This is a genomic window from Streptomyces sp. NPDC091371 (assembly GCF_040684275.1).
Taxonomy (GTDB): domain Bacteria; phylum Actinomycetota; class Actinomycetes; order Streptomycetales; family Streptomycetaceae; genus Streptomyces.
This window is the reverse complement of the sequence record NZ_JBFBFP010000017.1, coordinates 120,295-139,201: the sequence shown is the minus strand read 5'-3', so window position 1 is coordinate 139,201 and position 18,907 is coordinate 120,295. Positions and strand designations below refer to the sequence as shown.

Genomic DNA, 18,907 nt, shown 5'->3' with positions numbered 1-18,907 from the left:
TGATCAGTCCACCGTCACGTAGTCGGGACCGGAGTAGCGGCCGGTGCTCAGCTTCTGGCGCTGCATCAACAGGTCGTTGAGCAGGCTGGAGGCGCCGAAGCGGAACCAGTGGTTGCTCAGCCAGTCCTCGCCCACGGTCTCGTTGACCAGGACCAGGAACTTGATCGCGTCCTTGGTGGTCCGGATGCCGCCGGCTGGCTTCACGCCGATCTGGATTCCAGTCTGCGCCCGGAAGTCGCGTACGGCTTCGAGCATAAGCAGGGTGTTCGCCGGGGTGGCGTTGACCCCCACCTTGCCGGTCGACGTCTTGATGAAGTCGGCGCCCGCGAGCATGCCGATCCAGGAGGCGCGGCGGATGTTGTCGTAGGTCGACAGCTCGCCGGTCTCGAAGATGACCTTCAGGCGGGCGGCGCTGCCGTCCTCGCGGACGCAGGCCTCCTTGATGGCCCTGATCAGCTCGTACGTCTCCAGGTAGCGGCCGGCGAGGAAGGCGCCACGGTCGATGACCATGTCGATCTCGTCGGCGCCGGCGGCGACGGCGTCACGGGTGTCCGCGAGCTTGACGGGCAGCGCGGCGCGGCCGGCCGGGAAGGCGGTGGCGACGGAGGCGACCTTGACGTCGGCGCCGTTCAGGGCGGCCTTCGCGGTGGCCACCATGTCGGGATAGACGCAGACGGCGGCCGTCATCGGGGTCGTGCGGTCGGTCGGGTCGGGGTTGACGGCCTTGGCGGAGAGCGCCCGGACCTTGCCCGGGGTGTCCGCGCCTTCCAGCGTCGTCAGGTCGATCATCGAAATGGCCAGGTCGATGGCGTACGCCTTGGCCGTCGTCTTGATCGAACGGGTGCCGAGGGCGGCCGCGCGGGCTTCCAGGCCGACGGCGTCTACGCCGGGGAGCCCGTGCAGGAAGCGGCGCAGCGCGCTGTCGGACGTGGTCACGTCAGCGAATGCGGTGAGGGTGGTGGGCATGGTCACCACATGAGCATATCTACGCGCGTAGCGACCTGTCACCCCCTCCCCCGAATCGGATCGGAATCGGGCCCCCCGCTTGCTGTTACGCGGCCATGACAGGAGCAAGATCGTCCGCTCGCACGAGATCCGTAGATTCTTCTTCAGCAGCCCGCCACACCTGACCCGGTGAAACCGACCGAACAGACGCAACGCGGCATGCGGCTCTCCTCCACCTTCCTCACCGCGCTCCAGGAGTCGTTATGCGTACCGCCCGTACCGCCCTCCGCACCTCCATCGTCACCGCCGCCCTGGCCGGCGCGATGCTGGTCCCCGCGACCGGTTCGGCGTTCGCCGTGTCCGGTCCGTTGAGCGACGACACGGCAGCCGCGAGCAGCGCGTCGGACAACAGCCGCTACGAGGGCCGCCCGGTCCTCGTCGGCGAGGGCATGATCGCGGTGCTGCGCAACGGGACCGAGGGCCCCGAGGCCTGGATCCGCGCGGTCGGCGCGGACTGGAAGCCGGGCGACCCGTACCTGACCCGCGTGCTGGGCACGCTGGACCGCGGACACCTGACGGCCTCCGCCAACGGCGCCGGGTTCGAGCTGACCAAGGCGGAGACGGACTCCCCGGTCCTGGTGGTCACCAAGGGCGGCAAGAGCACCTCGTACGCGCTGCCGAAGGGCGCCCCCACCACCCCGGACTCCTGCGTCGCCGCGGTGACGAAGCTGAACCTGGGTGCCGGCGTGCTCGCCGACCTGAGCATGTCCCCCAAGGGCCCGAAGGCCGTCATGTACACCGACCCCGCCGGGACCTGGACCCAGACCCTGACCCGCACCAGCCCCCAGATCGCCGAGCCGTACTACGCCCGGATCGCGAACCCGAGCGGCGCCAAGCCGGTGTTCGAGTGGAAGACCCAGGGCGGCTCGGGCGTCCCCGTCAGCGCGCTTCCCTTCCCCGCGCTCCCCAAGGGCTGCGCCCTGGAGTACCAGGTCAAGGAGGACGCGGCGACGCCCACCGCCTCGGCCACGCCGAAGCCCGCCGCCTCCACCGCCCCGAAGGCGCAGACGGCCGGCCAGACCTCCGTCGTCCCCAAGGGCGGGGTCGCCGCGGGCGCCGAGATCGCCGCCGCGGACACGGACAACAGCACCACCGTGGCGGCCGGCGCCGGCCTGATGGCGGTCTTCGGTGCGCTCGGCGCCAGCGTGTTCCTGCGCCGCCGCCGCGCCCAGGGCTGACGCCCCCTCTCGGTTCTCGCCCCGCCCCCGGCGGGCCACCAGCCCGGTGGCCCGCCGGAGCCCGTTCCCGGAGCACCCCCATGGCCCACCGCGCCGCCCGCCCGCTGTTCGCCGCCGTCCTCCTCGCCGTCGCCCTGACCGGCTGCGGCACGGACACCACCACGGACACCACCACCGCCACCGCCACCGCCACCGCCACCGCCACCGCCACCGCGCCCGCGGACGCCGCCCCGCCCGCCGTCACCCCCGCCACCGCCCCCGCGGCCCCGGCGTCCGCCACTCCCCTGCCCGCCTCGGAGCCCGTTCGCGTACGGATCCCCGCGGCCGGAGTCGACGCCTCCCCGGTGCTGAGGCTGGGGCTGGCCGGTGACGGCACGGTCGAGGTGCCCTCCGTGGCAGACGCCGAGAAGATGGGCTGGTACTCCAAGGGCGTCACCCCCGGCCAGACCGGCCCCGCCGTACTCATCGGACACTTCGACACCGCGCGCGGCCCGGCCGTGCTCAAGGACGTCTCCAAGGTCCGCACCGGTGACGAGATCACCGTGTCCCGCGCGGACGGCCGGACCGCCGTGTTCCGCGTCCGGGAGCTGGAGCAGGTGGGCAAGAAGGCGTTTCCCACGGCCAAGGTGTACGGGGACACCACGCGCCCCGAGCTGCGCGTCATCACCTGCGGCGGCGAGATCACCGACGGCCACCGCCCCGACAACATCATCCTGTACGCCGATCTCGTCAGCTGAGACGGCTTGGGGCAGAATCGACCGCATGAGCAGCCAGCAGCCCCCTGATGAACCGGTGTACGACGACCGGGTCTACCGGTCCTCCATGTCCGTGGTCTCCGGGGTGCTGCTGCTGGGGCTGACCGCCTGGCTGTGCGGGGACGCGGTGGTCCGGGGCTCGGGGGACACCCCGTGGATCGGGCTCGCGATCGCTCTGTTCGCCGTACCGCTGATCGTGGCGTTCACCATCCGCCCGGCCGTGTTCGCCAATGACGACCGGATGCGCGTGCGGAACCCGTTCCGGATCATCGAACTGCCCTGGGCGGCCGTGGACACCGTGCGTGCCGGGTATTCGGCGGAGGTGCTGGCCGAGGGGTCGAAGTACCAGCTCTGGTCGGTGCCCGTCTCGCTGCGGGAGCGCAAGAAGGCGAACCGGCAGCAGCTCAGCCGCCGCGGCGGGCTCACCGGGCGGGGGCTGAGCGGCTCCCCGGACGAGAACGCCGCCGCCCCCGCCGAACCGCAGCGGGCCAGGGCCGACCAGGTCGTGGACGAGCTACGGGAGCTGGCGGAGCGCGGCGCCTCCCGGGCCGGCGCCCAGGGCTCCGTACGGGTGCGCTGGTCGTACGAGGTCATCGCGCCGACCGTGGTCGGAGCGGTGCTGCTGATCGTGCTGCTCGCCATCGGCTGAGCCCGCGGCGGCGCCCAGGGGCACGGGCTCGCAGCCGACCTCGATGTCCGTGCCGGCCTCGCCGTCGCAGTCGTCCGTGCCGGCGCCGCCGAGCAGCGTGTCGTTCGCGGGTCCGCCGCGCAGGAGGTCGTCGCCCGAGCCGCCGAGGAGGCGGTCCCGGCCGCCGGGGCCCGTGCTCCCGCCCTGGGTGTTGAAGTTGTCGCCGTAGATCTCGTCGTCGCCGGTGCGGCCGTCGATCAGGTCGTCGCCCGCGGTGGCCCCGGCCGGGTCGCCGAAGTAGCTGTCGCCGACGATCCACTCGATGAGATCCTCGGTCCCGGTACCGCCCGTGATCACGTCGTTCCCGGATCCCGCGGCGGCGGCGTAGTACGACCCGTTGTCGCCGACCGCGCCGACGCCTCCGTCCGCGCCCAGGTCGATGATGTCGTCGCCGCCCGCGCCGCTCACGTTCCCGAAGATCGACTCGCTGTCGCCCGCGACGTAGCCGTAGATGCCCGGCCCTTCGAGGAGGACGTCGTCCGCGGCGCCCGTCGCTTTGTAGTAGCCGAACGAGTCCCCGGTGATCACGTCACCGCCGGCACCGCCGTCGATGCGGTCGGGTGCGGCCCCGGTCGCGTCGTCGCCCGCGCTGTCGCCGGTGATCTGGTCGGTCTCGTCCCCTCCGAAGATCAGGTCGGCGGAAGCGCCCTCGACGGCGCCCTGGACGACCGCGTTGTCACCGACGATGACGTCGAAGTCGGGGCCTCCGTACAGGCGGTCGCGGCCCGTGTCGCCCTTGAGCGGCCCGACGGAGGCCCGGTTGTCCCCGACGAGCCCGTCCTCGCCGGCGCCTCCGTCGAGGTGGTCGTCACCGCCGCCGCCGGACAGGCGGTCGTCGCCGGCGCCGCCGGTGAGGATGTCGTCGCCGCCGAGGCCGCAGATCTTGTCGTTGCCGCCCCCGCCGTCGATGATGTCGCGGCCCGGCGTACCGATGATCACGTCGTCACCGGGCGTGCCCACCGTGGTCGTGGCGGCGGCGTCGAAGCAGGTGGTATCCGCGGCGGCGGCCGGGGTGGCGCCGAGCCCGACCAGGGCCGCGACCAGGACCTGCGTACCGACCGTGGCCACCACCGTGCGGACGGCCCTTCGTTCTCCGAACATTGACTGCTCTCCTTCCGGGAGTTCGCGATCACTGTGCGTGATCCCCGGTGGCTGCTGGAGAGGGCTCGTCGTCGGCTCCGGTGATTTCATCCGATCGGATTCTCATACGTTCCTCATCGGGCCCGCCCGACCGGCGGAACCGCCGCCGCCGGATGCCGCGTCCTCGCAGGTGTGCAGCGCAATGAGGCCGGCGAAAGCACCGGCACCGCCCCCGCCGTCCCCGTTCGCCTCCGGCTCCTGGCCGGGGTCCTGCTGGTCGCCCACCTCGTGGTCGTCGGCTGGCTGACCCTCCGCCCGCTCGACGTGCCGTGGGCCTCGGCCCCCAATCTGGCTCTGCTGGAGGGGATCGGGGCGGACTTCGCCGCCGGGCCCCTGGAGGGCCTGCGGCGGCTCGGGGAGGGCCTGGCCCTGCTGGCCCCGCTCGGGGTGCTGCTGCCGCTGGCCAGCGGGCGGCTCGCGCCGTCGGCGTTGTCCGCCTGGTCCTCGCTGGCCCGGACGGCCGCCGCGGGCGCGCTGGTCTCGGTGAGCATCGAGATGCTCCAGACCGCCGTCCCCGGGCAGGTCGTCGACGTGGACTCGGTGCTGCTGAACACCCTCGGCGTCCTGCTCGCGCACGTGGCCGTCGTACCGGCGCTCCGGGCGCGGCTGCGCCGCTCACACGCCGCTTATCAGGGGGCGACCCCGAAAATTACCAGGGTCGGGCTCGGTCCCTGGACCGACGTTCTGTCGGCGGTTCCCCGGGAGTATTGAGACATCGCAAGCCGTACTGATTTCAGAACGGCGATCCCGACGAAGGAGAACCCATGAGCGCCCTTGTCCGCCCCCGTGACGGCCGAATGATCGGCGGAGTGTGCGCCGGACTGGCGCGCCGCTTCGGAATTTCGGCCACCACGATGCGCGTCATATTCGTCGCCTCGTGCCTGCTGCCCGGCCCGCAGTTCCTGATCTACCTGGCGCTGTGGCTGCTCCTGCCGAACGAGAAGTCCGCGTCCACCGCCTGGTGACGAGCCGGGCACGGGCAGAGGTCAGGCCGCCCGCTTGACCTTGTCCAGTTGCTTGTCGGCCACTTCCTGCGGCACGCGCGCCTGCTGCTCGGCCGACGCCACATTGAGGGCCATCAGCCGCACGATGGTGTCGCCCTCGCGTACGACGACCAGGTGGACCTGCGCCGATACGCCCTGGCCGGCCGCGGTCGTGGTCCAGCTGACGCTCTCGTCGCCGGTCGTGCGGTAGTCGGCGGACCGCACGTCGCGGTAGCCGGCGGTCTGCTTCTCGACGGTGGCGGAGAATCCCGTACCGCAGGCGGCCACGGCGGCCTTGAGGCGGGAGATCAGCGCCTTGGCGTCGCCCTCGGCGTAGGAGCTGACGGAGGCGGAGACGGCGAGTCCGACCTGCTTCTGGGAGCCGATGCCGCGGTTGACGGTCTCGCGGGCGGCCGGGTCCGGCTCGTCGCCCATGATGTCGGCCAGCGGCTGGCAGGCCTTCTTGTCGGCCTGCGGCTGCCCGTCCGGGGCGTTCGGGTTCTTGCCCTGGGCGGAGACCTGGTAGCCCGCCAGATCGCCCTGCTCCAGCGCGGACCGCTCCAGCTTGCTCCCGCCGGCCTTCGGCGCGGCCGAGCCGGGCGCCCCCGCGGCGGCGGACGCCGAGGCGGCGGGCGTGACCGGGGACCCCTTGGGGTCGGGGCCCTTGCCGCCGGCGGGGGTGTCCGTACTACTGCAACCCCCTGCCGCGAACAGCAGGGCGGGGACCAGCGCGACCATCGTCGCTCGTGCCTTCATGCGCATGCCGAGACCTCATACCCCGTGTGTCGGTGGGCAGTTGGCGATGATCGTGGCATACGACGCAACGTGGCGCCCACCCGCCCGAAGGGGTGTGCGCCACGTGTGCGCGCGTACGAATCGCGTACGGATCAGGAGCCGAGGCCGCTGAGCGGCAGGCCGCCGACCAGACCGGTCACCGGACCGAGCGCGGCGCCCGGGTCGCTCGACTGCTCGCCGTCCTGGGCGCCCATGTGCTGCTGGCTGGTGAGGCCCTGGACGGCGGTGGTGGCGGTGCCCAGCGTGTCGGTGAGGCCGACGGCCGGAACCGCGGCCGATGCGGTGCCCGCGGCGACGGCGGCGAAGGCGGCGCCGAGAGCGGCGACACCGAGGGTCTTGGCAGCTGACTGCTTCATGGGAAATCGTCCTTGCGACGGGGAATTGAGCGGCTCCGCAAACTAGTCACTTCAAACCCCCGCCCGCAAACATCCTTAAATACGAGAAAGCGCCCGGGAATTGCTCCTCCCGGGCGCTTTCAGTCCGTCATGCCATGGCCTACGCCGAGACGGAACCGCTGGTGGACGCCGTCTGCTGGAAGAGCCACTCCGACTTCAGCTCCGCGTAACCCGGCTTGATCACTTCGTTGATCATGGCCAGTCGTTCATCGAAAGGAATGAACGCGGACTTCATCGCATTGACGGTGAACCACTGCATGTCGTCCAGCGAATAGCCGAAGGTGTCGACCAGGTGCTCGAACTCGCGGCTCATGCTGGTACCGCTCATCAGGCGGTTGTCGGTGTTGACCGTGAGCCTGAAGTGCAGCTTCCGCAGCAGACCGATCGGGTGCTCGGCGTACGAGGCGGCCGCGGCCGTCTGCAGGTTCGAGGTCGGGCACATCTCCAGGGGGATGCGCTTGTCCCGGACGTACGAGGCCAGCCGGCCCAGCGTCACGGAGCCGTCGTCGGCGACCTCGATGTCGTCGATGATCCGCACGCCGTGGCCGAGGCGGTCGGCGCCGCACCACTGCAGGGCCTGCCAGATCGACGGCAGGCCGAAGGCCTCGCCCGCGTGGATCGTGAAGTGGTTGTTCTCGCGCTTGAGGTACTCGAAGGCGTCGAGGTGGCGGGTGGGAGGGAACCCGGCCTCGGCGCCGGCGATGTCGAAGCCGACCACGCCGTTGTCGCGGTAGCGGTTGGCCAGCTCCGCGATCTCCAGGGCGCGGGCGGCGTGGCGCATCGCGGTCAGCAGGGCGCCGACGCGGATGCGGTGGCCGTTGGCCTTCGCGCGGCGCTCGCCCTCGCGGAAGCCCTCGTTCACGGCCTCCACGACCTCTTCGAGGGTCAGCCCCTTCTCCAGGTGCTGCTCGGGGGCGTAGCGGATCTCGGCGTACACGACGCCGTCCTCGGCCAGGTCCTCGGCGCATTCCGCGGCGACCCGGTAGAGGGCCTCCTTGGTCTGCATGACCGCGCAGGTGTGCGCGAAGGTCTCCAGGTAGCGCGGCAGCGAGCCGGAGTCGGCGGCTTCGCGGAACCAGATGCCGAGCTTGTCGGCGTCGGTCTCGGGGAGGTTCTCGTAGCCGACCGCGTGGGCCAGCTCGATGATGGTCCCGGGGCGCAGTCCACCGTCGAGGTGATCGTGCAGGAGCACCTTCGGGGAGCGGCGGATCTGATCCGGGGTCGGCAGGGTAGGGGTCTCGCTCGTCATCTGCGCACTCTAGCTCCTACGCGCGTAGAGCTGGGTGCCGACCGGGGCCGCCGATATGTAACAGTGACCGCGCGGACGGATGGCGTACATCTCCGGGTCTGAGAGTGTTCCGCCATGGCACAGCATGCGCCGCCGGCGCGCGGGGCCCGCCTGGGGCGGGCGGCCGGCGCGAACGGCTCGGTAACGACGGTCAGTGGTGTGGTGCTCCTACTCCCCGGGGCGTCCAGATTCTCCCCCGGTCCGCTGCGCCCGCTCGCGCGGGCGCTGGCCCGCGCGGGCGCGGCGGACGGGCTGGTGGCGCACACCGTCGTGCACGGCGGCGGGGCCGCCCGGGAGGAACAGGCGCGGTGGGCCGCGGACGAGGTGGGGCGGCGGTACGGGGACGTGCCGGTGTGCCTGGCCGGCTACGACGCGGGGGGCCTGGCGGCGCTGCGGGCCGCGGGGCACGAGGCCGTCAACTCCGTTCTGGTGATGGCCCCTTCGTTAGGGGAGGCGGCCGCCGGCGACTCCCCTGAACCGGTGAAACAGCTGTCCGGGCGGCAGGTGATGATCGTGCACGGCACCAACGACGCGCGCAGCGACCCGGAGAGCTCCTTCCGGCTGGCGGCGCGGGCGAAGAAGGCGAATCGTTCTACCTGCCGGTTCGAAGTCCATTCGGACGGGCACGGACTGCGCGAGCACCAGGCGGAAGTGGTGGCGCTGGGCGTGGACTTCGTCCTCGGCGCCCTCGGTTCGGGCCGGTACTCGCGTCCGGTGACGGACGCCCTCGCCGCTCCCCCGCCGCTGGGCCTGCGGATGCCGCTGGCCTCCGGCTTCGGGCGCTCCCTGAGGGGATGAGCGGGCCGGGGGTCCCGGGCGTACCGTGAGGAGTGGACTCGGGGCCGCACCTCTCCCGGAGGGCGATGAGCCATGGCCGGATTGCAGTACAGGAACTTCGACAAGCCGGACGAGACCCGGCCGTTCGAGGCCGGGACGGGCAGGCTGGACCTGTTCAACACCGACGGCGGGGCGGTCGGCCGCGCCGTCTTCGAGCCGGGCTGGCGCTGGTCCCTGCACGTCAAGCCGATCGCCGGCACGGAGAGCTGCCAGTCCGCGCACACCGGCTACATCGTGAGCGGCCGGCTGAAGGTCGTCATGGACGACGGGGAGAGCGCGGACCTCGGCCCGGGCGACTTCATCGAGATCGAGCCGGGGCACGACGCCTGGGTGCTGGGTGACGAGCCCTGCGTGGCGCTCGACTGGACCGGCTACGGCGACTACGCGAAGCCCGCGTCCGGCTGACGCGTCCGGCGCACCGGCGGGCGCTCCCCGAGGAGCGTGACCGCCCGGTCCAGGGTGCGGGCGAGGCCGTCCGCCGTCGGGGCCGTCGCGAGGACGTACGCATGGTGCAGCGCGCCCGTCGGCGCGCGGCGGACCACCGCGCCCGGCGGGACCTCCACCTGCACGCGGACCACCCCCGCGACGGCGCGGGCGGCGCACAGCCCCTGACGGTTCCCGCCCGGGAACGGGCCGGGCGGGAAGTCCACGTACCGCAGTCCGGCGTGGGTGGCGCGCGGGCTGCGCACCGGGTCGGGCAGGCCCAGTCCGGCGGCGAGGGCGAGGGCGAGGACGTCGGTGCCGTGGGCGAGCCGCAGCAGCCGGCACGAGGTGCCGGTGGTCGCGCCAGTCCGTCCGTACCTGCCGCTCCGCCCCCTCACGGTCGGATGACACCGATGGATCCGGCGCGACCACCACGGTGTGCGCACCCGCACGGCGGGCGGCCGCCACCACGGCGGGACGCGGGCTCAGCAGGACAGCCACGGGCCCCCGTCCCCCGTCGGGTGTCCCCTGCTGCCGCATACCGCGCTCCCCCCTCACGCCGTCCTGACACTGTGCCTCTTCGTCATATGCCGAATCGCGCGGGACGGGCGTCGTCTTGCCGCCTTGCGGGAACCCGAGGGGTTTACAGACCTGGACATGCAGGGACGAATACGCATATGCCGACCGATGAAAACGGAGCCGCTGGCGCACCCGGAGGGGCCGCGGAAGCCGGGGAACTGAGCCCCGCCGCCCGGCGGCTGTACGCGTACGCCGTCGAGCGGCACGACTTTGACGCGGGAGAGGCGGCGGAGGCGCTGGGCGTGCGCGCGGCCACCGCGATCACCGAGCTGGCCGCCGCGCACCTGCTCCAGCGGGCCCCCGGCGGCGGCCCCGAGCGTTGGAGCGCGGTGGCGCCGCGGGCGGCCGCGGCCCGGGCGCTGGCCCCGCTGGCCCTGCTCGTACGGGAGACCCACGACGAGATGGACCGGCTGCGGGGGCGGCTGGAGGCGCTGGTGCCGGCGTACGAGGCCGGGACCGCCCACCGGGACCTGAGCGCCTCGGGGCGCCTGGAGCTGGTCACGGACCTCGGGGCGGTACGGGGGCTGATCACGGAGCTGGTCGCGGCGTGCGAGCGCGAACTGCTGACCTCGCAGCCGGGCGGGGGCCGGCCGCTGGAGACGCTGGAGGAGGCGATCGGGCGGGACGAGTCGCTGTTGGCCCGCGGGGTCCGGATGCGGACGATCTACCAGCACACGGCGCGCTACTCGCGGCCCACGGCGGCGTACGTGGAACGGGTGACGGCGCTGGGCGCGCAGGTGCGGACGCTGGGCGACGGGCTGATGCGGATGCTGGTCTTCGACGGCCACACGGGTCTGATGGCGGTGCCGGACCGGAGCGGCGCGGCGCTGGTGGTGCGGGAGCCGAACGTCGTGCACTTCATGACGGCGGCGTTCGAGCGCTCCTGGCTGGGCGCGCAGCCCTTCCCGACCTCGGTGAGCCCGGAGGCGGCGCGCTCCATCTCGGACGAACTGCGGCGGACGATCGTGCGGCTGCTGTCGGAGGGGCTGGAGGACAAGGTGATCGCGCGACGGCTGGGCATGTCGGAGCGGACGTGCCAGCGGCACATCGCCGAGATCATGCGGGCGGTGGGGGCCAAGTCCCGCTTCCAGGCGGGCTACTTGCTGGGCCCGCCCGCCACACCGTCCACCGGGCCGCAGGACCCCGAGGACCCCGACTAGCCCGGTCTCAGGACGGCCCCCGGTGGCGGTCGTAGTAGGCGCGCAGCCGCGGGCGGCGGACGGCGGGCAGCCGGACGAGGGTGCCGATGACGGCGCCGCGGTGCGCCTGGAGGCGGCGGCCCAGGTGGGGCGGCAGCGGATAGTCGTCGCGCAGGACGCCCTCCGGCAGCCGTCCGGTCGCCGGCATCGGCGACGTCTCCCCGGGGAGGGCGAGGTACGCCCAGACCCCCGCGTCCAGGGGGACGGCCTCGGCCTCCCCCGACGGGGGCCGCCACGGCTCCCCGGTCACCGGGTGGCGCGGGACGAGCAGGATGTCCGCGGCTGCCCGGGGTGCGGCGATGCCGGGCCCGGCGAGCGCAAGGGAGAGGGCGGAGGGGCCCGCGGGGAGGAAATCGGCGACGACGCCCTCGAGCAGCCGCGCGACGGGGCCGGCGGGCAGGAGCACCGGCCGGCCCTCGCAGGCCGCCAGCAGGTGGGCCATCGCCACCCCGAGCGCGGCCTCCCAGCGGCGGCTCCACGAACCGTCGGGTTCGACGGGCGGGAGCGGCTCGCTCAGCAGCTCCTCCCAGTCGGGCTCGGGGGCCGGCAGCCCCGAGGGGACGCGCCGCACGGCGTCGGGCTCCAGCCACACCGCCTGCCACATGCCGCAGTCGTCCACCCGGGTCGCGACCTCGCTCCCGCAGGACGCGCAGGCCAGGTTGGGGCCGTCGCGGCCGTCCACGCCCCGGCAGTAGCCCGCGCACTTCTCGGGGATGAGGACCATGTTCCGGGAGTCGCCCGGCGCGATGGCGATGCGGCCCCGCGCCCCGAACGACACCGAGTACACCGGCGCGTACACCCCCCGGGCGGCCGCCTCGGCTTCCCCCACCTCGTCCCACAACCGCCAGGGCGGGCCCGAGGGCCGGGGGTCGACGGCGTACGTCGCCGGCTCCATCAGCGGCGGGTGCAGCTCCTCCCAGGCCCCGTACCCGGTGTGGACGGGAAGGGCGATCCGGGCCACCGGGGCCGTCAGTTCCGCACCGCATCCGGCGCAGGTGAACACGTCCAAACAAGCTCCCCCTCGGCCCCGGTGACCCCGCGATGATCCCGGCCCGGGCCGTGGCGGTCCACCGGTTTTCGGCCACGGGGCTCCCTCACCCGGCGGGCGGCTCCAGGTCCGGGATCAGGCGGCCGCGGCGGGAGAGGAGGAAGCGCTTGAACTCGGCCACGGGAGGGGTGTCCGGGTGGCCGTCCAGCCAGGCGACGCCGATCTCGCGGACGGCGCGCGGCGCGGTGACCGTCAGTTCGACCACGCCCGGGCGGGCCACGGCCGGCGGGGGCAGGAGGGCCACGCCCAGTCCGGCGGCGACCAGGCCGCGCAGGGTTTCGGCCTCCTCGCCCTCGAAGGCGACCCGGGGGGTGAAGCCGGCCTCGGCGCACAGGTCGTCGGTGATGCGGCGCAGGCCGTAGCCCGGCTCCAGGGTGACGAAGGTTTCCTCGGCGGCCTCGGCGAGCCGGATGCGCTTGCGGCCGGCGAGGCGGTGGTCGTCGGGGACGACCAGGCGCAGGCGCTGTTCGTCGAGGCGGCGGGCGACGAGGTCGGGGGCGTCCGGGACGGGCGAGGTGAGGCACAGGTCGAGTTCGCCGGACCGGAGCTTCTCCAGCATGGCCTCGCCGTAGTTCTGGACGAGGGAGAACCGCACGCGCGGGTGGTCGGCGCGGAAGGCGCGGATGAGGCCGGGTACGGTCTCGGGGCCCAGGGTGTGCAGGAAGCCGAAGGCGACCTTGCCGAAGGCGGGGTCGGCGTCCTGCTGGACGGATTCGGCGGCGCGGGCGATGCCGTCGAGGGCCTGTTCGGCGGAGGCCAGGAAGGTGCGGCCGGCCGTGGTGAGGGCGACGGTGCGGCCCTTGCGGGCGAACAGCGTGACGCCCAGGTCCTCTTCGAGGCGGACCATCGCCCGGGACAGGGTGGACTGCGGGACGCCCAGCTCGTGCGCGGCGCGCGTGACGTGCTCGTGCCGGGCGACGGCCGCGAAGTACGCGAGGCGAGGCGCCAGCAAACGTGTCACGGACACGTCTTCTTCGTTACGGTTCATTGACAGGCGCCGCCCTGAGCTGTGCTGATGCATGAGTGGATCGATTATCGCGATTCTGTGCATTGGACGCATGAAAAAGACAGGCCTACCGTCGAAGCATGCCTCCCGCTCATACCGGGGCACCCGTCACCACGGGTGCCTCCACCCCGCCGTCCCCTGAACGTGAACCCCACTTCCCCGGCCGCCCCGGCTACCGCCGGATGAGCCTCGCGCTCTTCGCCGCCGGACTGGCGACCTTCGCCCTCCTCTACTCCACCCAGGCCCTGCTGCCCGCGATCTCCGCCGGTTTCGGCGTGACGGCGGGTCAGGCCAGCTGGACGGTGTCCGCGGCCACCGGTGCGCTCGCGCTGTTCGTACTGCCGCTGAGCGCGCTGTCGGAGCGCTTCGGGCGGACCCGGATGATGACCTCCTCCATGGTGGTGGCCGTGGGCGTGGCGCTGCTGATCCCCCTGGCGCCGAACCTGGAGTGGCTGGTCGCGCTGCGCGCCGTCCAGGGCGCGGCGATCGCCGGCATCCCGGCCTCCGCGATGGCGTACCTGGCGGAGGAGGTCAAGCCGAAGGCGCTCGTCGCCGCGATCGGCCTGTTCGTGGCGGGCAACTCCATCGGCGGCATGAGCGGCCGCCTCGTCACCGGCTGGGCCGCGCAGCTGTGGGGCTGGCGGGCGGGGCTGGGGGCCGTCGCCGTGCTGTCGCTGGTCTGCGCGGTGGCGTTCCTGGTGCTGCTGCCGCGGGCGCGGTTCTTCCGGCCGGCGTCGCTGAACCCGCGGGCGGTGGGCCGTACCGTCGCCGGTCACCTGCGCGATCCGCTGCTGCTGCGGCTGTACGGGATCGGCGCGCTGTTCATGACGGTGTTCGGCGCGGTGTACACCGTCATCGGCTACCGGCTGGTCGACGAGCCGTTCTCGCTCGGGCAGGGCGTGATCGGGTCGATCTTCCTGATCTACCTGGTCGGTACGGTCTCCTCCGCGGCCGCCGGCCGGCTGGTGGCGCGGACGGGGCGGCGCGGCGCGCTGTACCTGGCGGTGACCACCACCGCGCTGGGGCTGCTGCTGTCGCTGGCCGAATCGCTGGCCGCGATCCTGCTCGGCCTGGTCCTGATCACCGCGGGCTTCTTCGCGGGGCACGCGGTGGCCTCGTCGGCGGTGAGCCGGACGGCGAAGACGGGCCGGGCGCAGGCTTCCGCGCTCTACCAGTCCGCGTACTACCTGGGCTCCAGCGCGGGCGGCACCCTGGGCGCCCTCGCCTACCACTCGGCGGGCTGGGCGGCGACGGTGGGCATCGCGCTGCTGGCGGTGCTGGGCGTCGTATCGATCACCCTGTACGGGACGCGCGCGGCCCGTGCCGAGCAGCGTCTCCCGGCGGGGGCGGCGGGCCGGGCGGCCGCGGCCGCGCGCTGAGCGGGCGCTGCCCGCTGCCCCGTAGGGTGGGTGTCGTGTACACACCCCCGCACGCCCACAACTTGTCGGAGCACGCCCGCTGCCTCTACGGCGACGAGTACCGGCCGGCACCGGTGGACTGCGAGCTCGGGCTGCACGAGGAGTTCTACTTCCTGGAGGCGCTGACCTTCGCCGACGCGGACGAGATCCTCGCGATGCTGCGCGAGCTGTCCCCGAACCTCGCGGACGGCTTCCTGCCCGTCTTCGTCCGGAACCTGGCCTACCGGCTGGTCCTGCTCCAGCGGCCCGACGAGCCGGACCTGATGCGCGAGGCCGCGCTGAGCCTGCACCTGTACGGGCCGAGCTGGGACGACATCGCCGAGGATCTGGAGCGCCGCGCCGACGCCCTGGAGGGGAAATAGCTGCTCCGGCTGCGACTGTCAGACCCCTCCGGTAGTTTCCGAAGCATCGGGTTCTACCAGGGGGATCGGCGGACATGACAGACCTCGCGACGGACACGGACACGGACCTCGATGCGGCGATGGACCGCTACCGCGTCGAACTCACCGGCTACTGCTACCGGATGCTGGGCTCCTCCTTCGATGCCGAGGACGCCGTGCAGGACACGTACGTCCGGGCCTGGCGCAGCCACGAGAAGTTCGAGGGCCGGTCCTCGCTGCGGTCGTGGCTGTACCGGATCGCCACGAACGTGTGCCTGGACCTGCTGAACGCGGGGAACAAGCGGGCCCGCCCGATGGACCTGACCGCCCCGCAGCACCAGGCCTCCGCCGTGCTCAACGAGCGGCCCGAGGTGACCTGGCTGGAGCCGGTGCCGGACGGGCGGGTGCTGCCGCAGACCGCCGACCCGGCGGAGATGGCGCTGGCGAAGGAGTCCGTCCGGCTGGCGTTCGTCGCGGCGCTGCAGCACCTGCCGGCGAAGCAGCGGGCGGTGCTGATCCTGCGCGAGGTGCTGGCCTGGAAGGCCGACGAGGTGGCGGCGCTCCTGGAGACCACGGTGGCCTCGGTGAACAGCGCCCTCCAGCGGGCCCGGGCCACGCTGGCCGGCTCCCGGATCCGCGAGAGCGAGGCCGCCGACCCGCTGGACGCGGACCAGGCGAAGCTGCTGGAGCAGTACCTGTCGGCCTTCGAGGCGTACGACATCACCCGGCTCACTGCCCTGCTGCATGAGGACGCGGTGCTGTCGATGCCGCCGTTCGACCTGTGGCTGCAGGGCCACGCCGACATCGCGGCGTGGCACCTGAACCAGGGCATCGGCTGCAAGGGATCGCGCCTGATCCCGACGACGGCGAACGGGATGCCGGCCTTCGGCCAGTACCGCCCGGCCGCCTCGGGAACGGGCCACACGCCGTGGGCGCTCCAGGTCCTGGAGATCTCAGACGGCAAGATCGTCGGGCTCAACGCCTTCCTGGACACCGCCAGGTGGTTCCCACTCTTCGGGCTCCCGGAGCAGCTCGACGAGGCCCACGAGGTCCAGTAGCGCGCGGTAGGCGGGCCCGACGCCGGTCACGGTGAGGGCCCGGCCGTGACCTCGGGCGGTCAGCCGCAGCCGGGCCAGGACCTCGACGGCGGCCAGGCCGGGCGCGGTGACGGCGCCGGCGTCGCACTCCACCGCCGTCGCCCCGTCCTCGTACAGCCGGGCCAGGCGGGCGCACAGGCGCGCGGTGTCGTGTGCGGTCGGGGCGGGTCCGGGCAGCACGAGTCGGATCATCTCCATGCGGGGATGACTCGCGGGGCCCCCGGAACTCATCGGCAGGCCGTGAAAACCTACGGGCGGGGGAAGCCGAACGTGTCGAGGGTGAGGTCGAACGGCTCGGGGAGGTGGACGGCCTCGCCGAACTTGCCCGCGTGCAGGACACGGTACTTGCCGTCGCTGGGCTCGCCGTAGAGATGGATGGTCGGGCTGCCGGTCGCGTGCGGGTCGATCAGGAGGTAGAGCGGAACGCCCGCCGCCGCGTAGCCGTTGAGCTTGGAGACGCGGTCGTGGACCGCGTTCGACTTCGAGGTGATCTCGACGACGAGCTCGGCGGCGGCTGCCGGAACGAAGTTGTCCCGTTCAGGGACAGCCTCCCTCGGCACGACCGCGAGATCCGGGATGTACAGCCCTGTGCGGCTCGGAACGGCTGTGTTGAGGGTCTGGAAGACCTCCCAGTCGTCAGGGATCGCGGTGTACAGGCGCCGCTGCAGCGACACCGCGATCAAGTTGTGGGCGTTGGCGGGCGGTGGTGCCACGGTGACGATCCCCTCGATGATCTCCACCTTGCAGCCCTTCGGCACGTCCATCTCCTCCCAGAGGCGGACCACCGAGTCCCAGTCGTCACCGCGCGATGGCTGGTGCTCGACTGCGAGTGCGCTCATGGTGTGCTCCTATCGCTTCGACACCGATCCCAGCATGCCGAACGGGACCGGCAAGGGTCTACCGGTCCCGTTCACCCGAATGAGAAGCCGCAGGTCAGGCGATGCGGTCCAGCACGATCGGCGTGGCGGAGAAGGCCGTGCCCGCCGGGGCGATGTCGTAGCCGCCCTCCAGGGAGGACAGGGCGTACTCGAACTTCTCCGGGGTGTCCGTGTGCAGGGTCATCAGCGGCCGGCCCGCCGTGACCGTGTCGCCCGGCTTCGCGTGCAGCTCGATGCCGGCTCCCGCCTGCACCGGGTCCTCCTTGCGGGCGCGGCCCGCGCCCAGGCGCCAGGCGGCGACGCCGACCGCGTAGGCGTCCAGGCGGGTCAGGACGCCCGAGGCGGGGGCGGTGACCACGTGCTGCTCGCGTGCCACCGGCAGGGTCGCGTCCGGGTCGCCGCCCTGGGCGGCGATCATCCGGCGCCAGTGGTCCATCGCGGAGCCGTCGGCGAGGGCCTTCGCCGGGTCGGCGTCCTTGATGCCCGCCGCGTCCAGCATCTCCTTGGCCAGGGCGATGGTCAGCTCGACGACGTCCGCGGGGCCGCCGCCGGCCAGGACCTCGACCGACTCGCGGACTTCGAGGGCGTTGCCGGCCGTCAGGCCGAGCGGGGTGGACATGTCGGTGAGCAGGGCGACCGTCTTGACGCCCGAGTCGGTGCCGAGGCCGACCATGGTGCGGGCCAGTTCGCGGGCGTCCTCGATGTTCTTCATGAAGGCGCCGGTGCCGACCTTCACGTCCAGGACGAGCGAGCCCGTGCCCTCGGCGATCTTCTTGGACATGATCGAGGAGGCGATGAGCGGGATGGCCTCCACGGTGCCCGTGACGTCGCGCAGGGCGTAGAGCTTCTTGTCCGCCGGGGCCAGGCCGTCGCCGGCCGCGCAGATGACCGCGCCCGTGGTGTCCAGGACGTGCATCATCTCCTCGTTGGACAGCAGCGCGCGCCAGCCGGGGATGGACTCCAGCTTGTCGAGGGTGCCGCCGGTGTGGCCGAGGCCGCGGCCGGAGAGCTGCGGGACGGCCGCGCCGCAAGCGGCGACCAGGGGGGCCAGCGGCAGGGTGATCTTGTCGCCGACGCCGCCGGTGGAGTGCTTGTCGGCGGTCGGGCGGGAGAGGGCGTCGAAGTTCATGCGCTCACCGGAGGCGATCATCGCGGCGGTCCAGCGGGCGATCTCGGTGCGGTTCATGCCGTTGAGCAGGATGGCCATCGCCAGCGCCGACATCTGCTCGTCGGCGACGACACCGCGCGTGTACGCGTCGATGACCCAGTCGATCTGCTCGGGGCTCAGCTCGCCGCGGTCCCGCTTGGTCCGGATGACGGAGATGACGTCCATGTGGTGCTTCCTTCTACGCGCATAGAGAGAGGGGTTCAGCGGAAGTACGACGGCCCTCCGCCCAGGGGGTGGAGGGCCGTCGGCACGGTTATCTCAAGTGGTCGGGCCCGAAGGCCTGCGGCAGCATCTCCGCCAGCGGGAGGACCCCTTTCGGGGTTTCCACCAGCAGGTCCGGTCCGCCGAATTCGAAGAGGAGCTGTCGGCAGCGGCCGCACGGGACGAGGATCTCGCCCCTGCCGTCCACGCAGGTGAAGTGCGTCAGCCGGCCGCCGCCGGTGGCCTGGAGGGAGGAGACCAGGCCGCACTCGGCGCACAGGCTGAGGCCGTAGCTCGCGTTCTCGACGTTGCAGCCGACGACGGTCCGGCCGTCGTCGACGAGCGCCGCGACGCCGACCGGGAAGCCCGAGTACGGGGCGTACGCCCGGGACATCGCGTCCCGGGCCGCCTGGCGCAGGGCCTCCCAGTCGACGGTGGGCACCGTC

The 18,907-nt window shown here is 72.8% G+C and carries 22 protein-coding genes and 1 pseudogene; 11 read left to right on the top strand and 12 right to left on the bottom strand.

Annotated elements, in window-relative coordinates:
• Window positions 1-3: 3 nt before the first annotated feature.
• Complete coding sequence (deoC, locus tag AB0O21_RS20465) at window positions 4-966, bottom strand: deoxyribose-phosphate aldolase (protein WP_365172562.1); 963 nt, start codon at window positions 964-966, stop codon at window positions 4-6.
• A 242-nt stretch (window positions 967-1,208) separates the two neighbouring features.
• Here deoC and AB0O21_RS20460 point away from each other — a divergent pair, with 242 nt between their 5' ends.
• The 3 genes from AB0O21_RS20460 to AB0O21_RS20450 all read left to right on the top strand — a co-directional run bounded on the left by AB0O21_RS20460 (window position 1,209) and on the right by AB0O21_RS20450 (window position 3,587).
• Entirely contained in the window at window positions 1,209-2,183 is a 975-nt protein-coding gene (locus AB0O21_RS20460; RefSeq protein WP_365172546.1) for a hypothetical protein, read from the top strand.
• Window positions 2,184-2,263: 80 nt separating this feature from the next.
• Window positions 2,264-2,920 carry a class F sortase gene (locus tag AB0O21_RS20455; RefSeq protein WP_365172545.1) on the top strand — a complete coding sequence of 219 codons (657 nt, stop codon included), beginning with the start codon at window positions 2,264-2,266 and terminating at the stop codon, window positions 2,918-2,920.
• 25 nt (window positions 2,921-2,945) lie between these two features.
• Complete coding sequence (locus tag AB0O21_RS20450) at window positions 2,946-3,587, top strand: PH domain-containing protein (protein WP_365172544.1); 642 nt, start codon at window positions 2,946-2,948, stop codon at window positions 3,585-3,587.
• 54 nt (window positions 3,588-3,641) lie between these two features.
• Here AB0O21_RS20450 and AB0O21_RS20445 read toward each other — a convergent pair.
• Window positions 3,642-4,727: pseudogene (locus tag AB0O21_RS20445) on the bottom strand (calcium-binding protein); the annotation flags it as partial.
• A 171-nt stretch (window positions 4,728-4,898) separates the two neighbouring features.
• Between AB0O21_RS20445 and AB0O21_RS20440 the strand changes: the two are divergent.
• Together AB0O21_RS20440 and AB0O21_RS20435 are read left to right on the top strand one after the other, a co-directional pair.
• Window positions 4,899-5,477 carry a VanZ family protein gene (locus AB0O21_RS20440; protein ID WP_365172543.1) on the top strand — a complete coding sequence of 193 codons (579 nt, stop codon included), beginning with the start codon at window positions 4,899-4,901 and terminating at the stop codon, window positions 5,475-5,477.
• Between the two features lie 53 nt (window positions 5,478-5,530).
• A complete protein-coding gene (locus AB0O21_RS20435) occupies window positions 5,531-5,731 on the top strand; it encodes a PspC domain-containing protein (protein WP_365172542.1) in 201 nt (66 codons plus the stop codon).
• Window positions 5,732-5,752: 21 nt separating this feature from the next.
• On the opposite strand, the gene AB0O21_RS20430 is transcribed toward AB0O21_RS20435, so the two are convergent.
• From AB0O21_RS20430 to AB0O21_RS20420, 3 genes are all read right to left on the bottom strand, one after another.
• Window positions 5,753-6,505, bottom strand: a complete 753-nt coding sequence (locus AB0O21_RS20430) for a hypothetical protein (protein ID WP_365172541.1) — start codon at window positions 6,503-6,505, stop codon at window positions 5,753-5,755.
• Window positions 6,506-6,636: 131 nt separating this feature from the next.
• Entirely contained in the window at window positions 6,637-6,900 is a 264-nt protein-coding gene (locus AB0O21_RS20425) for a hypothetical protein (protein ID WP_365172540.1), read from the bottom strand.
• A 139-nt stretch (window positions 6,901-7,039) separates the two neighbouring features.
• The gene (locus AB0O21_RS20420; RefSeq protein ID WP_365172539.1) at window positions 7,040-8,188 is read right to left on the bottom strand and encodes an adenosine deaminase; all 1,149 of its coding nucleotides are present in this window, start codon (window positions 8,186-8,188) and stop codon (window positions 7,040-7,042) included.
• Window positions 8,189-8,302: 114 nt separating this feature from the next.
• Here AB0O21_RS20420 and AB0O21_RS20415 point away from each other — a divergent pair, with 114 nt between their 5' ends.
• Window positions 8,303-9,025 (top strand): alpha/beta hydrolase, encoded by a 723-nt coding sequence (locus tag AB0O21_RS20415; RefSeq protein ID WP_365172538.1) that lies wholly within the window; start codon window positions 8,303-8,305, stop codon window positions 9,023-9,025.
• Between the two features lie 72 nt (window positions 9,026-9,097).
• Window positions 9,098-9,469, top strand: a complete 372-nt coding sequence (locus AB0O21_RS20410) for a cupin domain-containing protein (protein WP_365172537.1) — start codon at window positions 9,098-9,100, stop codon at window positions 9,467-9,469.
• Here the strand turns inward: AB0O21_RS20410 and AB0O21_RS20405 are convergent.
• Window positions 9,445-9,885, bottom strand: coding sequence for a hypothetical protein (locus AB0O21_RS20405; RefSeq protein WP_365172536.1), 441 nt, complete (start codon window positions 9,883-9,885; stop codon window positions 9,445-9,447). The two genes, AB0O21_RS20410 and AB0O21_RS20405, sit on opposite strands and share 25 nt — an antisense overlap.
• Window positions 9,886-10,164: 279 nt before the next feature.
• Between AB0O21_RS20405 and AB0O21_RS20400 the strand changes: the two genes are divergently transcribed.
• Window positions 10,165-11,226: a helix-turn-helix transcriptional regulator gene (locus AB0O21_RS20400; protein ID WP_365172535.1), complete on the top strand. Its 1,062-nt coding sequence runs from the start codon at window positions 10,165-10,167 to the stop codon at window positions 11,224-11,226.
• Between the two features lie 7 nt (window positions 11,227-11,233).
• Here AB0O21_RS20400 and AB0O21_RS20395 read toward each other — a convergent pair whose 3' ends face one another.
• Window positions 11,234-12,274 carry a hypothetical protein gene (locus tag AB0O21_RS20395; protein ID WP_365172534.1) on the bottom strand — a complete coding sequence of 347 codons (1,041 nt, stop codon included), beginning with the start codon at window positions 12,272-12,274 and terminating at the stop codon, window positions 11,234-11,236.
• Between the two features lie 85 nt (window positions 12,275-12,359).
• Window positions 12,360-13,301 carry a LysR family transcriptional regulator gene (locus tag AB0O21_RS20390; protein ID WP_365172533.1) on the bottom strand — a complete coding sequence of 314 codons (942 nt, stop codon included), beginning with the start codon at window positions 13,299-13,301 and terminating at the stop codon, window positions 12,360-12,362.
• A gap of 98 nt (window positions 13,302-13,399) precedes the next feature.
• Here AB0O21_RS20390 and AB0O21_RS20385 point away from each other — a divergent pair, with 98 nt between their 5' ends.
• The 3 genes from AB0O21_RS20385 to AB0O21_RS20375 all read left to right on the top strand — a co-directional run bounded on the left by AB0O21_RS20385 (window position 13,400) and on the right by AB0O21_RS20375 (window position 16,175).
• Window positions 13,400-14,698, top strand: a complete 1,299-nt coding sequence (locus AB0O21_RS20385; RefSeq protein WP_365172532.1) for an MFS transporter — start codon at window positions 13,400-13,402, stop codon at window positions 14,696-14,698.
• A gap of 35 nt (window positions 14,699-14,733) precedes the next feature.
• Window positions 14,734-15,099: a hypothetical protein gene (locus tag AB0O21_RS20380; protein ID WP_365172531.1), complete on the top strand. Its 366-nt coding sequence runs from the start codon at window positions 14,734-14,736 to the stop codon at window positions 15,097-15,099.
• A gap of 74 nt (window positions 15,100-15,173) precedes the next feature.
• Window positions 15,174-16,175, top strand: a complete 1,002-nt coding sequence (locus tag AB0O21_RS20375; protein ID WP_365172530.1) for a sigma-70 family RNA polymerase sigma factor — start codon at window positions 15,174-15,176, stop codon at window positions 16,173-16,175.
• Here the strand turns inward: AB0O21_RS20375 and AB0O21_RS20370 are convergent.
• The 4 genes from AB0O21_RS20370 to AB0O21_RS20355 form a co-directional block, all read right to left on the bottom strand.
• Window positions 16,071-16,412 carry an STAS domain-containing protein gene (locus AB0O21_RS20370; RefSeq protein ID WP_365172529.1) on the bottom strand — a complete coding sequence of 114 codons (342 nt, stop codon included), beginning with the start codon at window positions 16,410-16,412 and terminating at the stop codon, window positions 16,071-16,073. The genes AB0O21_RS20375 and AB0O21_RS20370 overlap by 105 nt on opposite strands.
• Before the next feature lie 50 nt (window positions 16,413-16,462).
• The gene (locus AB0O21_RS20365; protein ID WP_365172528.1) at window positions 16,463-17,053 is read right to left on the bottom strand and encodes a Uma2 family endonuclease; all 591 of its coding nucleotides are present in this window, start codon (window positions 17,051-17,053) and stop codon (window positions 16,463-16,465) included.
• 94 nt (window positions 17,054-17,147) lie between these two features.
• Window positions 17,148-18,425: a thymidine phosphorylase gene (locus AB0O21_RS20360; protein ID WP_365172527.1), complete on the bottom strand. Its 1,278-nt coding sequence runs from the start codon at window positions 18,423-18,425 to the stop codon at window positions 17,148-17,150.
• An 88-nt stretch (window positions 18,426-18,513) separates the two neighbouring features.
• A complete protein-coding gene (locus tag AB0O21_RS20355) occupies window positions 18,514-18,903 on the bottom strand; it encodes a cytidine deaminase (protein ID WP_365172561.1) in 390 nt (129 codons plus the stop codon).
• Window positions 18,904-18,907 lie beyond the last annotated feature (4 nt).

Excerpts from the sequence above, each read along its gene's own strand:
- deoC (WP_365172562.1), bottom strand. The coding sequence starts at position 966 with ATGCCCACCACCCTCACCGCATTCGCTGACGTGACCACGTCCGACAGC.
- AB0O21_RS20460 (WP_365172546.1), top strand. The coding sequence starts at position 1,209 with ATGCGTACCGCCCGTACCGCCCTCCGCACCTCCATCGTCACCGCCGCC.
- AB0O21_RS20455 (WP_365172545.1), top strand. The coding sequence starts at position 2,264 with ATGGCCCACCGCGCCGCCCGCCCGCTGTTCGCCGCCGTCCTCCTCGCC.
- AB0O21_RS20450 (WP_365172544.1), top strand. The coding sequence starts at position 2,946 with ATGAGCAGCCAGCAGCCCCCTGATGAACCGGTGTACGACGACCGGGTC.
- AB0O21_RS20435 (WP_365172542.1), top strand. The coding sequence starts at position 5,531 with ATGAGCGCCCTTGTCCGCCCCCGTGACGGCCGAATGATCGGCGGAGTG.
- AB0O21_RS20430 (WP_365172541.1), bottom strand. The coding sequence starts at position 6,505 with ATGAAGGCACGAGCGACGATGGTCGCGCTGGTCCCCGCCCTGCTGTTC.
- AB0O21_RS20425 (WP_365172540.1), bottom strand. The coding sequence starts at position 6,900 with ATGAAGCAGTCAGCTGCCAAGACCCTCGGTGTCGCCGCTCTCGGCGCC.
- AB0O21_RS20420 (WP_365172539.1), bottom strand. The coding sequence starts at position 8,188 with ATGACGAGCGAGACCCCTACCCTGCCGACCCCGGATCAGATCCGCCGC.
- AB0O21_RS20415 (WP_365172538.1), top strand. The coding sequence starts at position 8,303 with ATGGCACAGCATGCGCCGCCGGCGCGCGGGGCCCGCCTGGGGCGGGCG.
- AB0O21_RS20410 (WP_365172537.1), top strand. The coding sequence starts at position 9,098 with ATGGCCGGATTGCAGTACAGGAACTTCGACAAGCCGGACGAGACCCGG.
- AB0O21_RS20400 (WP_365172535.1), top strand. The coding sequence starts at position 10,165 with ATGCCGACCGATGAAAACGGAGCCGCTGGCGCACCCGGAGGGGCCGCG.
- AB0O21_RS20390 (WP_365172533.1), bottom strand. The coding sequence starts at position 13,301 with ATGAACCGTAACGAAGAAGACGTGTCCGTGACACGTTTGCTGGCGCCT.
- AB0O21_RS20385 (WP_365172532.1), top strand. The coding sequence starts at position 13,400 with ATGCCTCCCGCTCATACCGGGGCACCCGTCACCACGGGTGCCTCCACC.
- AB0O21_RS20375 (WP_365172530.1), top strand. The coding sequence starts at position 15,174 with ATGACAGACCTCGCGACGGACACGGACACGGACCTCGATGCGGCGATG.
- AB0O21_RS20370 (WP_365172529.1), bottom strand. The coding sequence starts at position 16,412 with ATGGAGATGATCCGACTCGTGCTGCCCGGACCCGCCCCGACCGCACAC.
- AB0O21_RS20365 (WP_365172528.1), bottom strand. The coding sequence starts at position 17,053 with ATGAGCGCACTCGCAGTCGAGCACCAGCCATCGCGCGGTGACGACTGG.
- AB0O21_RS20360 (WP_365172527.1), bottom strand. The coding sequence starts at position 18,425 with ATGGACGTCATCTCCGTCATCCGGACCAAGCGGGACCGCGGCGAGCTG.